Annotated in this window: 11 protein-coding genes and 1 tRNA gene; 2 read left to right on the forward strand and 10 right to left on the reverse strand. The window is 65.9% G+C overall.

Going from position 1 to position 14311, the window contains the following annotated elements:
* From K2W61_RS26810 to K2W61_RS26835, 6 genes are all read right to left on the reverse strand, one after another.
* Positions 1 to 1362 carry a type II and III secretion system protein family protein gene (locus K2W61_RS26810; protein ID WP_236756914.1) on the reverse strand — a complete coding sequence of 454 codons (1362 nt, stop codon included), beginning with the start codon at positions 1360 to 1362 and terminating at the stop codon, positions 1 to 3.
* Positions 1359 to 2186 (reverse strand): Flp pilus assembly protein CpaB, encoded by an 828-nt coding sequence (gene cpaB, locus K2W61_RS26815; protein ID WP_236756915.1) that lies wholly within the window; start codon positions 2184 to 2186, stop codon positions 1359 to 1361. Before cpaB ends, K2W61_RS26810 begins: the two co-directional genes overlap by 4 nt.
* Positions 2183 to 2794, reverse strand: coding sequence for a hypothetical protein (locus tag K2W61_RS26820; protein WP_236756916.1), 612 nt, complete (start codon positions 2792 to 2794; stop codon positions 2183 to 2185). The genes cpaB and K2W61_RS26820 overlap by 4 nt, the downstream gene beginning before the upstream one ends.
* Positions 2795 to 2937: 143 nt before the next feature.
* A complete protein-coding gene (locus K2W61_RS26825) occupies positions 2938 to 3489 on the reverse strand; it encodes a TadE/TadG family type IV pilus assembly protein (protein ID WP_175141721.1) in 552 nt (183 codons plus the stop codon).
* A 32-nt stretch (positions 3490 to 3521) separates the two neighbouring features.
* On the reverse strand, positions 3522 to 4865 hold the full coding sequence (locus K2W61_RS26830; protein ID WP_175141722.1) for a hypothetical protein: 1344 nt from the start codon (positions 4863 to 4865) through the stop codon (positions 3522 to 3524).
* Positions 4862 to 5092: a hypothetical protein gene (locus tag K2W61_RS26835; protein WP_175134119.1), complete on the reverse strand. Its 231-nt coding sequence runs from the start codon at positions 5090 to 5092 to the stop codon at positions 4862 to 4864. Before K2W61_RS26835 ends, K2W61_RS26830 begins: the two co-directional genes overlap by 4 nt.
* A gap of 460 nt (positions 5093 to 5552) precedes the next feature.
* Between K2W61_RS26835 and K2W61_RS26840 the strand changes: the two genes are divergently transcribed.
* Together K2W61_RS26840 and K2W61_RS26845 are read left to right on the forward strand one after the other, a co-directional pair.
* The gene (locus K2W61_RS26840; protein WP_236756917.1) at positions 5553 to 6731 is read left to right on the forward strand and encodes an acyltransferase family protein; all 1179 of its coding nucleotides are present in this window, start codon (positions 5553 to 5555) and stop codon (positions 6729 to 6731) included.
* Positions 6732 to 6857: 126 nt separating this feature from the next.
* Positions 6858 to 7778 carry a glycosyltransferase family 9 protein gene (locus K2W61_RS26845; protein ID WP_236756918.1) on the forward strand — a complete coding sequence of 307 codons (921 nt, stop codon included), beginning with the start codon at positions 6858 to 6860 and terminating at the stop codon, positions 7776 to 7778.
* An 85-nt stretch (positions 7779 to 7863) separates the two neighbouring features.
* Here K2W61_RS26845 and K2W61_RS26850 read toward each other — a convergent pair whose 3' ends face one another.
* The 4 genes from K2W61_RS26850 to rpoD all read right to left on the reverse strand — a co-directional run bounded on the left by K2W61_RS26850 (position 7864) and on the right by rpoD (position 14044).
* On the reverse strand, positions 7864 to 9006 hold the full coding sequence (locus K2W61_RS26850; RefSeq protein ID WP_175141725.1) for a glycosyltransferase family 4 protein: 1143 nt from the start codon (positions 9004 to 9006) through the stop codon (positions 7864 to 7866).
* A 361-nt stretch (positions 9007 to 9367) separates the two neighbouring features.
* A complete protein-coding gene (locus K2W61_RS26855; RefSeq protein WP_175134115.1) occupies positions 9368 to 10975 on the reverse strand; it encodes an EAL domain-containing protein in 1608 nt (535 codons plus the stop codon).
* A 715-nt stretch (positions 10976 to 11690) separates the two neighbouring features.
* Positions 11691 to 11769: transfer RNA gene (locus tag K2W61_RS26860), tRNA-Ile, on the reverse strand.
* A 7-nt stretch (positions 11770 to 11776) separates the two neighbouring features.
* A complete protein-coding gene (rpoD, locus tag K2W61_RS26865; RefSeq protein WP_175134114.1) occupies positions 11777 to 14044 on the reverse strand; it encodes an RNA polymerase sigma factor RpoD in 2268 nt (755 codons plus the stop codon).
* Positions 14045 to 14311 lie beyond the last annotated feature (267 nt).

Genomic DNA, 14311 nt, shown 5'->3' on the forward strand with positions numbered 1-14311 from the left:
TTACTCCTGGTTAGTGGAAGAGGAATCCTGGACAGCGTGCGACCACTGCGACCCTTCCCCGCCACGGACGCTCCAGCCCGCCGTCGCGACGGGAGCCGTTGCCAGCCGTGACGGATGTGAAAACGCGGCATCGACCAGGGCGCGCCCCCGACGCACCTGATCTGCCATGGCCGGTTCGTTGCGCGACACGATCCGGGGCGTGACGAAGATCGCCAATTCGGTTTCACGCAACTGATAGCGATGCGACGAAAACAACGCCCCAAGAATCGGAATGTCCTTCAGCCCGGGCAGGCCGCTGATGTCATCGGAGCGTTCCCGCGACAGAAAGCCGCCAATGACCAGCGTATCGCCGGAGCGCACATTGAACTCCGTCGATGCGCGGCGTGTGCGCAGGGCCGGACCGCCGGCAGCCGTCAAGGCCATGTCGACGGAACTGGCCTCCACTTCGATCAGCGAGCGGATGACGCCGTTGCGGTCTATGCGCGGCGTGATCCGCAACGACACCCCATAAGGCTTGAACAAGGTCGTTGGGTTGCCGCGCGAATCGGTCGAGACATACGGCACCTCGCCCCCCGCCAGGAAAGTCGCGCTGGCACCGCTGCGCGCCAGCAACTGCGGTTGGGCCAGCATGACGGCCTCGCCGCGCTGTGCCAGCGCGGCAATGCGGGCGGACAAGAGGGCATTCACCCCAAAATAGCCCGCTGCCGACGACACCGGCGCGGCTGTCTCGACCACCTGATCGCCGGGCCGCGCCATCCTGCCCCGCGCCCCGGCATCCCACGCCAGCGCGGCGTTCAGCCCGCCTTGTGTCACGCCATCCCAGCGCACTCCGAATTCGCGCAGGCGCGAGCTGGGAATCTCCACCACCTGCACGTCCAGCAAGACCATGTTGTCCCAACCCACCTGCCCAGTGAAATCCACAACCTCGGGATAGCGCTGCGCCAGCGCCGCCACGCGGGCCCGGTCATCGTCGGACAGGTCGTCGCCCTCGATGACGATGCGCCCTCCGACCATGGCGCTACGCGCGCCGGGGATACGCGTCAGCAAGGACTCGACCTCGGCGCGCAGGCGCGGCGCGCCCGCCGCCACCACCCTGACGTCGTAGTGCATGACGCCGGAATCTGCCCACACATGCATCGAGGACTGCCCCTCGGCCAGCGCGGAGACCACCACGTCATGGTCATCGGTGGCCATCGCACTCAACACCTGGCTGTTGCCGATGGCCACGCGCGTGACACCCGGCTGCGTGAGCACACGGCTCTCGCCGACCTGCATATCGAGAGCCTCGGCTGCCGGCCACGCCGGGAAAGTTGTCAGGCCCAGGCAAATCGCGGAAATCACCGCGCCGAATCCGATGTTCATGGATACTCCGGTTCAGGCACCACCGGGGGGGTGGCGTAGATGTCAGCAGGTTCGCCAGGTCGATCGCCGTAGAGGATCTCCACGCCCGCGCCGCGCGGGGGTTCCTGCGCCGGTCTGGCGCGCGCCAAGAGACCGGCGTCGGGCGCCGCGCTGATCGTCGAGGAATCGTCGCGGTTGCGCAGCAAAGCCGTCAGGGTTCCTGCCTGGCGGGCCGAAAGGTAGCGCAGGGCGTCGTCCGGGCCTGCCGCCAGCGTGACCTGGGCGGAACCCGTCGGGCCCTCGCCAGCGGCCAGGACACGCACGCCTTGCAGCACGGGGAAGGTGCCCTCGCGCCCCCGGGCCGGCAGCGACACGTAGACATCAATGGCATCACCCTCCCGCAGCATGCCTGCCAGGCCGCCGAGATCGGCCGCCTCCACTACGAAAGCGCGCTGTCCCGGCTTGATCCACGCGGCCAGCGACGGTGACGACGCGCGATCGGCCGCACCCAGGCAGGCCCTGAGCAGCAACTCGCCACTTGCCAGATCGGCGCCCAGTCGGGTACCCAGGACACTGTCGATCGCCCGCGGATCGAGACTGGCTGCGGGTGCCCAAGCCGCCGGTACCTCGCGTACCGCCAATTGCGATGCCTCCAGCACCGTCCCAGCCGGCAGATCCCGCGCCGCCACCAGGCGACTGACCTGCGGTGTACGCGCCGCGGCTTCCAGGTGCTCGACCCGCTGCCGCACATGCTCCCGAACCGCCCAGGCCGCGACGAGGCCGGCGGCCAGTGCCAGCAGCGGGACGGCAAGTTTGCGCAAACCCAGCAAGACGACGCGCATCATGGTTTCCACCACCGGACCCACAGGCCGCTGCCGGCATCCAGCGGCATCATCATCCACCGCAAGCGCTCGCCCCGGCGTCGCCACGACTGCCAGGCGCCGGCGCCCCCATCCTCATCGAAGCGCCACCCCTGGCGCAGCAAACGCTGGCGCAAGATCGCCTCCAACCGCGCCGGGGCCATCGGATGTTGCCAGACGCTCTCGCGAACCGTGGTGCCGCCATCCAGCACGCCGACATCCAGCTTCAGGCGCGCGGCGGGCGGCAGCCAGGACGGCGTGGGCGCATCCGGCGACTGCGCCCACGCCCGCAGCGACGACACGCTGCCCACACTGCGACCGGCCGAAGGGCTGGCCAGCAACGCCACCCAGATCGCGTCGCCGGCACGGCCGGACAGGATCGCCAACCCAGGCAGGATCAGGAGATCGCGGAATGCGGGCTGCTGACGCGACAGGGTCCGGATCAATGCCGGCACATCGACTGGCGCATCGAACACCACGGCCTGCAACGGCAGCCCGTGCAACCAAAGCCGATCGGCCAGAGGCTCGACCCGCGAACCCGTCGGGAACCGCAACGCCGCCGGAGTCGTCTCCTGCGAGGACACGAATGCCATCGGCGCCCCCCCTGCCGCCATGCCCGTCGCATTCGGCGCCATGCAAACCACTACAATCAATCCAACGATGACGCCCCTCGCACCCGCACGTCCGCCGGGTCCGGCATGACGCGCGCGACCGAACCGCCCGCCTGACAGCGCCTTCATGGGGATGTCCTCCTGTCGTTCACGCCATTGTCGGCAGGCAGCACATCGCCCCAGGCCGATAACCAGTCCCGGGACGGCGAAGGCCGGCGCCAGGGCCTATCCACGGCCTCGACCACTGGCGCAAGCATCTGCGCCAGAGACGCCGAGCCCGCCGCCACCCGCCCCCAACCCGTTGTGGACAGGCCGATACGGCGTTGCGCATCCTCATCGTCGCGGGCATTGCCCGCGCCGGCGGCGACGCCGACACGACGCGCAAGTTGGAAGCCGCCCCAGACGGCCGTCCCGCTCACCCACGCTTGGGATGTGGCCCAAACCCTGCGTGCATCCCCGCCCCACCATCCGGCCCGCCACCCGTCGTCGCCAATGTCGGCGGCCTGCTGGATGCGGATGCCTTCCGCCGGCGCCACAGGGAGTCCCAAGGCGACCGACATCGCGGTCTGGCGGCTGGCCTGCATCAGCGCGAGTGCGGTGTACTGGGCCTTGCCCATCCAGGCGACTCCCAGGAAGACCAGGACGAGCACCGGCAACATGAGCAACGCCTCGACCATGGCCTGTCCGCGTTGCCCGTAGGCGTGACGCCTCATCGCGCCCCCTCGGCCGACAGCCGCGCCTGCCAATATGGCCGGAACAGGGTCGCCAGTTCAACGGCGCCATCGGGATGCGCCGAGGGCCGCGAAAAGTAGGTCTCGGCGGTGCTGCTGGCCACGATCGCCGGGTGCTCGTCCAGGCGGGAGCCCGGCACGACGCGCTCATCCGTGCCCCGCGCTTGCATCGTGACCTGCCGCTCCAGGCGCACCGCCAGCGTGAAGCGCAGCGGCGCGGCGTCCTTCGCCACCTCGTAGTCGTCCGGCAAGCCCCGGCCGGGCCAACGCCGGGCCCCAGCCATGGCATAGGAATTGGCCAGCGGGGTACCTGTGCCGGCGCGCAAGTCCCATGTGGTCGACTGCCGTACCCAGCGCCAGAAGTCCAACTCGGTGAAGTCGGCGGGAGGGGCCGCCGTATATTCCACTTCGGATGGCGCCTCGGCATTGGGTCCGAGCACGGCGCCCCAAGCCATGCTGTATTCGCGGTAATAGCAACCCGCCCAGCGATTCTGGCGCGAAGAATGGAACGACTGCGTGTCCAGCGCGCCCCAACGTCCGTCCGCGCCCAGCCAGGTCGAGCCACGCCGCCGCAAGGCATGAGGCGCTTGCGGGCACCGCGTGCCGTTTGGCAGGGCCTTGCTCCGTGTTGCGTCGCGCCGGCCGAGGAAATCGTAGCGGCCCGCCGCCTGCTCGACCGCCGACCACAGGCCGCGACCGGGTGTCGCGGCACGCCGCCGTACATATCCCGGCCAGTCATCTTGCGACAGGTGGAATACCGGGGAATCGCCGGCCCCGAGATTGTCTCGCAGCACCTCCCGCACCCGGCGCGCGCGCGCCGCGGGTAACCCAGCCACGGCGGCGGCCGATCCTGCCGCCAACACTTCGTGCACGACGCGATCGTGTTCGGCATAAGCCCGCGCCAAACCGGCCTGCGCTTGCGGATCGTTGCGCGCCGCGCGATAGGCCTGTGCCACCTCTCGGCCGAAAAGCGCGGCAAGCAGGTGTTCAGGTGGATTGTTGCGCCGATGCTGGCCGGCCAACGTATCGGCAAACGCCATGGATGCGCCCAACGTCACCAGATGCGCCATTGCGATCTGATGGGCTACCTGCGCGCGGTTGGCGTAGGCCAGGAAATTGAGCTGGCGGGCCTGTTCCAGCGCGCCGCTGAAAGCCGCCGCATCCGTCGCGTGGATCAGGCGCGTGCGCGACTCGACCGTGCGCCCCACGCCGTACTGCATGACCAGCACGGCGGCCAGCCCTCCCAGCAACAGCAGCCCCGGCACCAGCACCTGGCCGTGCTGGCCGGTACGCCGCAATGGCCCGGCAATGTGCCGTTTCATGGCGCCGCCACCGCGTTGCCGGTGTAGGACTTGAGCGTCCGTACACCGGCCTGCCCGGCGGCCTTGCGCACTGCGGCCTGCGCGGCTCGCGACTGCGCACTGCCGTCCTCGCCCGCCAATTCGCGGGCCATGGCGGCAGTCTGTGCCCGCACGACCTGCCCAAGATATTGATAGACGGCAATCGCGGCCACCGCCACCAGCGCCACCACCACGATGTATTCCGTCATGCCCTGTCCGGCCTGACGCTTCCGGTAATCCGACACTGCCACTCTCCCCACGCGATGAATCGAGGACTCAGTGTCGGCGCTACGGCAAGGCGCCACCATTCGCGGATGCCGAGGTGGATATAGGTGTCACATCTGCCTGGCAACGCCACACCGCCTGATCGCGCCCCATCGCAAACCCGCTGCGGACAGGAACCCGGGAATTGTTGTAACCCCCTAATTTTTATCGGGTTTTCCCTATTGCCCGCGCAGAAGAGCGGCAGTAGATTGGGCTTGCCGGGCTGTCTGACACCCATCGCGTGCGAAGCCGGGCAGGAGCGCCCCAGACTCATCTCGAGCTGGGGCGCTCTTCCATTTTTCGGATCAGGCCGACCCCGGCGGCATTACAAAATCTATACACAGTCGCCCAATCCCCTCACAGCACCGTGGCTAGCATTGCGTCTTTCTGTACCAGGACCGACCGATGCTTGTCCAAGCCCCACCGCCGCGGGCCACGCGCCCCGCGCAGGGCTTCGCCCGCCACCCCGCCATCGATGCCTTGCGAGGCGCCGCAATCCTCTGCGTGGTGCTGCGGCATATGCAGATCCATATCCCCCAGGAACAGAGCCTGCTCGGCAAGATATTGCCCGCGCCCCTCTTCAACCTCCTTTTTCACAGCGGTTACTACGGCGCCATCATCTTCTTCGTGATCTCGGGCTTTCTCATCACGCGCACGTCCATCCAACGCTGGGGCCGCCTCGAGACCATCCCGTGCACTGGCTTTCTGTGGCGCCGCGGCGCCCGACTCTATCCCTGCCTGCTGCTGGTGTCGCTGCTGCTTGGCCTGCACCAAGCCGGATTGCCGGATTTCATCATCAGCGATGCAAGTCCTGGCCAGGCGGCGGCCGACGCGCTGGCATTCCGCTTGAATGGACTTGACGCAAACGTAGGCCACCTGCCGCCGACCTGGAACCTGCTGTGGTCACTGTCGCTCGAACAGGCGTTTTATCTGGCCTTTCCGCTGCTCTGCCTGCTGTCGCGACGGGTCAGCAGGCACGCGCTGGCGCTGACATTGCTGCTAGTCATGATGCTCGGGCCGTTCGTGCGCGCCCTCTCCGGTGACGACGAGATCCGGGCCCTCCACGGCTATCTGTCCGGCATGGGCGGTATCGCCATCGGCTGCCTGGCGGCGCTGTATGCCGCGCGGCCTGCATCGCGCATGAGTCACCACCGCACGCTGTTGCTGATCGGCACGGTGTTGTTCGTGCTGGTGTTTTTCCTGCGCCAGGCCACCGCCACGCTGGGGCTGACCGCCTTGGGCCTGCATATCACGGCGTTGGAAATCGGCGTTGCCTGCCTGCTGGTCGGCTGGAGCCTGCGCCCCCACTCCGCCCGCCCCGCCCTGCTGGCGCCTTTGCGATGGGCCGGCCGCAATAGCTATGAGATCTCCCTGACGCACATGTTTCCGGTCTGGTTGCTGGCCGCCGCATCGTGCCGCAGTTCCGGCGGCGTGGTCGCAACCTGGTGGCGCGCAGGCGCCTTGACCGCCGCGGGCGTGCTGGCCATCCTGCTGTCGGCGGTATTGGGGGGACTGGTGGCGCGCTGGTTCTCATCCCCCATGCGCCGCTGGTTGAACCACATCGGACCGCGGACGACCCGCTAGCGGCCGGCCCTGGCCGGAGCCAGCCGGTCCCGCGCGCGCCGCTGACGGCCTGTCCAGGGGACACCGCCGAAAAGAACCATAGGATCGGTTATCCTCCGCAGCAAAAGCTACGAGGATAACTAGAACGTGAGCAACGCTCATTCCATCGCGACCGGCAAGCTGGCGCTGGTGCTGTCCAACCGGCTGGGCGATACGCTATATCAAATGACGCTCGCCAACAACCTGCGCAAGGCCGGCCATGATCTTTCCGTTTATGGCGTGCATGGGCATGCCTTGCGCAAGTGGTTTCCGGACTTCGACATCCAGCCCTTGCCGGCGGATATCACCGGCCTGGCCGGATACGACACCATTGTGCAAATGGACCCGGACAGCCCGTTTGACGGACTCACCCGCGTCTGCCGGCGCTTCCTGAGCACCAAGGAATGGGGCAAGATCCGCGCTGCGCCGCGCAGGCACCTCTCGCCCAATGGCATCCTGGACGAATTCCGCCGCTTCGCGCTCGATGCCTTCGGCCTGACCGAATGGCAGCATGAGAATGGCTTGCGGGCGCCCGCGGGTCTGCAGGCGCGACGCCACGACAAGCGCGTCATCCTGCATCCCACGTCAAGCGAGGCCGAACGTTGCTGGACGCCCGGCAAATATGTCATCGTTGCGCGCCGCCTGCGCGCCATGGGCTACGAGCCGACCTTCGTGCTGGCTCCCTCCGAGCGCGCATTCTGGTTGCCGCTCCTGGAACAGGCCCGCGCTGGCCTGATCGAAGCCCCCACGATAGATGGCGTCGCTGCCGAGGTCTACGAATCCGGCTGGTTCATCGGTACCGATTCCGGCATCGGCCACCTGGCCTCGTGCTGTGGGCTGTCGACCGTCACCATCGTCGACCGTCCCCGCAACATGCCGCGCTGGCGACCGGCCTGGGCCGACAACATCATAGTCAAGCCATGGTGGCTGCCACTGCGTGGACTGCGCCGCAAATACTGGCGCGAGGCCACGACGGTGGCAGCGGTGATGCGCTGCTTTGGCCGCATGGTGCGCCGGCGTCGCCATTGAACCACCCGGCACTTGGCGCGCTCCCCTGCGCGGCAAACTGGAATCCGACAACCCCTCTCGCCGCGACCGCCCGCCAGGCGGTCGCTCAAGCGGTCACTTCCACCTTTCTGGCCGAGCGGGCCCGATCGATCGCTGCCTCGTAGGCGCCCAGCGTCTCCGCCATCTTTTGCGACAGCAGCAGATGGCAGTCGGCAAAGCGCCGGGCCTGGTCCGCGATCCGCGCCGCCTCCTCAGGATGCCGCCAGATGCGGCACAAATGGTCCGCGAATCCCGCCACGTCGCCCGCCGCCGCCAACCAGCCCGTCACACCAGGATGCACGATCTCGGGCAACCCGCCGACCGCGCTGGCCACCACTGGGCACCGGGCCGCATACGCTTCAGGCACCACGCGCGACCAAGCCTCGTTGATCGACGGTACCAGCACCGCATCGGCGGCATGGATGATAGCGGCGGTGTCTTCGCGATGCCCGGCGAATGTCACATGTTCGCCAATGCCCAAGTCGGCCACCAGCTCACGCAGGCGCTGGCCATACGAGAGCGTCGCGCGCGTCGGCGCCCCGACCAATAGCGCACGCGCCGGCAAGCCGCGTTGGCGCAGGACACTCACCACGCGCAGCAGATCTTCCTGGCGCTTATCGGGGCGTAGCATACCGACAGTCGCCACCACGAATGCCGCCGGATCGATGCCCAGCGTCTGGCGCGCGGCGGACCGCAACGCGAGCTTGTCCGTCCCCACGAAAAAGCCTTGGTCGGCCCACTCGCCAACGACACTGATACGGCGCTCCGCCGCAAAACCCGCCGTGACAATGTTCTGCGCCCCGCCCTCGCTAGTCGTGATGACACGATGGCAGCCCAGGCGCCATTCCAGCCGGCGGCGCCAGGACGTACGCAAAGGCCGGGAAAAGTGCCACGTGCGCACCAGCGAGCAGAGATCGCGGCATAGCGCGCTGGCCTTCGCATCTGGGGTGCCGTGCGCATCGATGACCTGGATGCGCAGGTCCTTCACGAGCTGCCGCAAGCGCAGCGCGCCGGACCACGAATATGGAGCGTTGAAGTCCATGCCGATGGCCGTCAACCCCCAATCGCGCGCCAGTTTGAAGGTTTCGCTTTGCGGTGGTGCGGCAATCGCCACGGCGTGGCCTTGCTCTCGAAGCCAGCGCGCCTGGTCCAGGACGCGGAACTCCAACCCGCCCAGGTTCGGGCCGGACAGCGTGTGCAGAATTTGCATGGGATGAAAACAGGGCGCGGCACGGCCACGCCGGGCACACAGCGATCGGCCTCGGCACCCGTACAGGAGCCGTCCTTGATACGCCGTGGCCCGCGCAACGGCGAAACCAACTGAAATATTTATTTTGTGAAATTTAGCTACGAGTCAGGAATATAGACTCGTAAATAGGGACAAATTAAGCGGAGTTTTTAACTATTGTTAAGTTATATGCAAAATTTGTAACTTTCTAATTCTTATCTTCGAGGCGTTCGCGCCTACGCCTCTTGCCCCATGGTCACCATTACAGTCCGGGAAGCAACGGCTTAAAACATGCAGGTCTTTTGCGCACAAGAAACACTCAACCGCTGGCCGCCAGCTTCGTTCACAGCTGTGATTCAGCCATCGCTCCGCTCCTGAGGGTCCGCCCTCCCCTGTCCAGCAGCGCATCCAGCAGTTCATTCAGTGGCAATGCACGCTCGAAGTACCAACCCTGCACCTTGGACACGCCATGCTCGGAAATCGCCTGCACCTGTTCGGCGGTTTCCGCGCCTTCGGCGATGACGTCGAAATTAAGCGATCTCGCCAGGTCGATGATCTGGATCGCCACCGTGCGCTTGGGGCCCTGCTCGACCATGCCTTGGGTAAACACCTTGTCGAGTTTCAGATAATCCACCGGAAACGATCCCAGATACGCCAGGCTGGAATAGCCGGTTCCAAAATCGTCGATCGCCACTCTCACGCCCAATCCACGTATGGCGTTGATCGTCTCCCGCGCATTCGCCTCCAGCAGGCCGCGTTCGGTCAACTCGATAAGCAGCGACTCCGGCGGCATGCCGGTGGCCTGCAATAGCCGCTGCACCAGACTGCGCCCCGAGCCGGACCGCACTTCGTTCGCGGAGATATTCAAGGAGACGTAGAAGCCACGCACCCGAGCGGCGATCTCGGGAATGTCCCGCGCCGCCAATTCGAACACCTGCGCCGCGATGTCTTCCGACAGGCCAAGCTTTTCCGCCTCCGGGATGAAGACATCCGGCCCGATGGGCTCCGCGCCGAACGGACGCTCCCAGCGCAACAGCGCTTCCGCGCCGATCCACTTTCCGGTGTGAATATCGACGATGGGCTGATAGGCGAGATAGAACTCGCGCTTCCTGATCGCCTTGCGCAGCAGATGCGGCAAGTCCTGCACGCGGCGCTGCCGCCAGACAATCAAGCCACACAGCATCAGGCCCGCCATGGCACCGGCCACGCCCACCACCCAGCGCATCGCGGTCAGGTTGTGCAGGTACGCGTCGCGCGGAATCGCCACCAGCGCCACGTGCTGGAACGTGCGCGACGGCGACAGCGCGACCACCGTGCCTGACATCTCCACCACGGCGGCGCGGCGGGTGGCGGCTTCCTGCAGCCATTCAGGCTGCACGTAGCCGACCCCGAAGAAACGGTTCGTGTTGCCGGGGTAGAACAAGCCCAGCGTCGCCGAGGGTTCAAGCAGGATCGCCGAACTGACCAGGTCGCCGCGGTTCAGGAAGATGGTGTAGCCGTTGCGCGATAGCGCGATATAGCGCAGATTCGGCGCGGCCGGCAGCACCACTTCCTGCCAGACACGTATGTCCTGCAGCGAGACGAAGTCAGGCGTGCCCAGATCGGTGCCGTCCAGGCTGCGCCCCAGCGATGAGCAGAGAATCCGGCTGCCGTCGGTGTAGGCGATCGCCCGCAGCAGCGGCGACTGCAGCACCAGGCGTCCCATTTCGGACTGTATGTACGAGGCGCAGGGCAGCGTGCCGCTGAGCCCCCCCAATGATCTACTCACCCCCTCCAGCTGCCGCGTCACGCTGTCGGCGCGCGTCAGCAGCGCCTCGGACAATCCCCGCGCCTGGACCTTGGCCTTTTCGACAGCAAAATGCGTGAGCAACTCCAGCCCGAAATAGATCGGTGCCGTCGCCGCGAACAGCAGGCCGGCAGCGAACACCAGCGTTGTGACAGCTTTTCCCACGCGACCAACACCTCTATCAAGTGTTTGACTATGACCGCAAGCTTTCGGATCATTATCAACGAAAATCAAACCCCGTACCTAGAGAGCGGATCTTCGCGCATTCCAATTCAACGAAGCCCCTCACCCGAAACCGCTGTAATCACAGCCCGCCCCGGGTCGCGGAACGCGATCTCGAACTGCGCGGCATGGCGATGCATTGCTGGACCGACAACGCACCCTGCACAGCACGCCTTTGCATCGGCCGCCATCCGGACCACGCTATCGGAGGCTTGAAGTGACGCGAGGCCTGCCTCAGTGCCGCGGCCGGCCTGGGCCGTGGCGGCCGGCGCACCGGTCGGATCACGGCACTCCGAGTTGTGGCGCTCCCTATGCCGGGTGATCGGCGGGGACCTGGCGATCACCGCCATGGACCGCCGGGCGGCATATCGGGGGCACGCGGCAGATCCGCTATCCATCCCCCATTGAGCGAGTCTGCCATCGCACCGGGACGCGGCGGCAACGCCGATACCGGCGATCGATCCGGATCATTTCAAGTCCGGCGACGACACCTATGGCCACAAGAGCGGCCGAACAAGTACGCAAGATCGCAGCCTGGCGGATGATCGACGCGCTTCGCGAAGCCGACGTCCTGTCACGCTTCGAATGCGACGAATTCATTCAAACTCCGCCGACAACAGAACGGGCCTCGGATTGCTCCGAGGCCCGCATGTTTCTTTGGTAGGCCCCCCGAGAGTCGAACTCGGCACCAACGGATTATGAGTCCGCTGCTCTAACCAGGCATGAGCTAGAGGCCCAGGAAACTTACTGCCCTTCCAGGAAGCTCTTCAGCTTGTCGGCCCGGCTCGGGTGACGCAGCTTGCGCAGCGCTTTAGCCTCTATTTGGCGGATGCGCTCACGCGTGACGTCGAATTGCTTGCCCACTTCTTCCAGGGTCTGGTCGGTGCTCATTTCGATACCGAAACGCATGCGCAGCACCTTGGCTTCCCGCGGGGTCAAAGAGTCTAGCACTTCCTTGACGACGTCGCGCATGGAACCATGCAGTGCGGCGTCGGACGGCGCCAGCGTCGAGGTGTCCTCGATGAAATCGCCCAGGTGCGAATCGTCATCATCACCGATCGGCGTTTCCATGGAGATCGGCTCCTTGGCGATCTTCAGGATCTTGCGGATCTTGTCCTCGGGCATGTCCATCTTCTGCGCCAGGGTCGCGGGATCCGGCTCGGCGCCGGTTTCCTGCAGGATCTGGCGGCTGATCCGGTTCATCTTGTTGATCGTTTCGATCATGTGAACCGGGATACGGATAGTGCGCGCCTGGTCGGCGATGGAACGGGTGATAGCCTGGCGGATCCACCACGTCGCGTAGGTCGAGAACTTGTAGCCACGGCGGTATTCGAACTTGTCCACGGCCTTCATCAGGCCGATGTTGCCTTCCTGGATCAGGTCCAGGAACTGCAGGCCGCGGTTCGTGTACTTCTTGGCGATCGAGATCACCAGACGCAGGTTGGCCTCGGTCATTTCACGCTTGGCCTTGCGAGCCTTGGCTTCGCCCGTGGCCATGCGCTTGTTGACGTCCTTCAGGTCCTTGAGCGGCAACACCACGCGGGTCTGCAGGTCGATCAGCTTCTGCTGCAGTTCCTGCACGGCGGGGATCTGGCGCTCCAGCGTTTCGGCGTACGGATGGCCTGCGGCCACCTCGTCGACGACCCACTGCAGGTTGGTTTCGTTGCCCGGGAACACCTTGATGAAATGCGTGCGCGGCATGCCGGCACGGTCCACACACGTGTGCAGGACCGCGCGTTCGAGCTGGCGCACTTCTTCCACTTGGCTGCGCAGCGTATCGGCCAGCTTCTCGACCATCTTGGCGGTGAAGCGAATGCCCATCAGCTCGTTCTGGATCGCCTCTTGCGCGCGCACGTAGATGTCCGACTTGTAGCCGTCCTTCTCGTAAGACAGGCGCATCTTGTCGAACTGCTTGCCGACCTCGTCGAACTTGGCCAGCGCCTTAACACGCAGGTCTTCCAGCTGCTTGCTGGACATGCCGCCGGCGGGGCCGTCATCGCCTTCATCCTCGTCGGCGGTGACACCGGCACCAGCGTACTCTTCGCCGTCTTCCGGATCGACCAGGCCGTCGACCACTTCGTCGATCTGCGCCTGGCCTTCACGCACGCGCATGACGTGGGCGAGGATTTCGTTGATGGTGGTCGGGCAGGCGGAGATGGCCATGACCATGTGCTTCAGACCGTCTTCGATGCGCTTGGCGATTTCGATTTCGCCTTCGCGCGTGAGCAGCTCCACCGAGCCCATTTCGCGCATGTACATCCGCACGGGATCGGTGGTGCGACCGAAGTCGGAATCCACGGTGGTCAGCGCAGCTTCGGCTTCGTCCTCGACGTCGTCGTCGTTGGAGGCCACCGGCGCGTTTTCGCTCATCAGCAGCGTTTCGGCGTCGGGGGCCTGGTCATAGACCGCGATACCCATGTCGCTGAAGGTGCTGATGATGCCGTCGATGGCTTCGGCGTCGACCAGATCGTCAGGCAGATGGTCGTTGATTTCGCCGTAGGTCAGGTAGCCGCGGTCCTTGCCCAGCTTGATCAGCTGCTTGAGGCGGTTGCGACGCGCTTCGTATTCCTCGGCCGAGACGGGACCGCGGGCGATCAGATCCTTGGGATCCGCCTTGCCGCGCTTGCCACCGCGCTTGGGCGGCTTCAGGTCCGGCAGGACTTCGCCTTCGCCGTCCATGGTGTCGTCGAAACCATCGGAATCGTTGTTGGCATTCTTGGCCGGGCGCCCCGGGCGACGGCCGCTGGGGGCCGGACGCGCGCTGCCGACCAGGTCGGCCAGCTTGTCCTCGGCCTTCTTGGCGCGAGCCTTCGTCACCTTCTCGGGCTTGTCGGCTACCGCCGTCTTGGTGGCCGCCTTCTTGGCGGCAGTCTTGGCGGCAGGCTTGGCGACCTTCACCGCCGTCTTGGCGGGCGCTTTTTCCGCCGCCATGCTCACGACGCGCTTGGCCTTGGCGGCCGGAGTGTCGGTGGCGTCAATTGCAGAGGAGGATTTGCCGGTGGATTTGGTCATAGTCGCTTCCGTGGTCGTCGCAACCCGTTCGGGCATGTTGCACCGCATGACATCACCACCGGGCAACGGGCCCGGCGCGGCGTCCATACGGGTAAATCAGGTGAATCGGCGGAAACCCTGCGGCTGCGTTGGTCGCAGCACCAGCTCTCGCGAGCCCGCCTGGCGCCCTTCCGGTGCAATACCGGGCGAACGCCTGACGTACATGGCCTCATCCCGCGGCGGGTCTCGGGCGTCGAGGGGGGGCTGCCTGCCTATAAATAGGCGTTG

Source organism: Achromobacter pulmonis, assembly GCF_021733725.1.
Taxonomy (GTDB): Bacteria; Pseudomonadota; Gammaproteobacteria; order Burkholderiales; family Burkholderiaceae_B; genus Achromobacter; species Achromobacter pulmonis.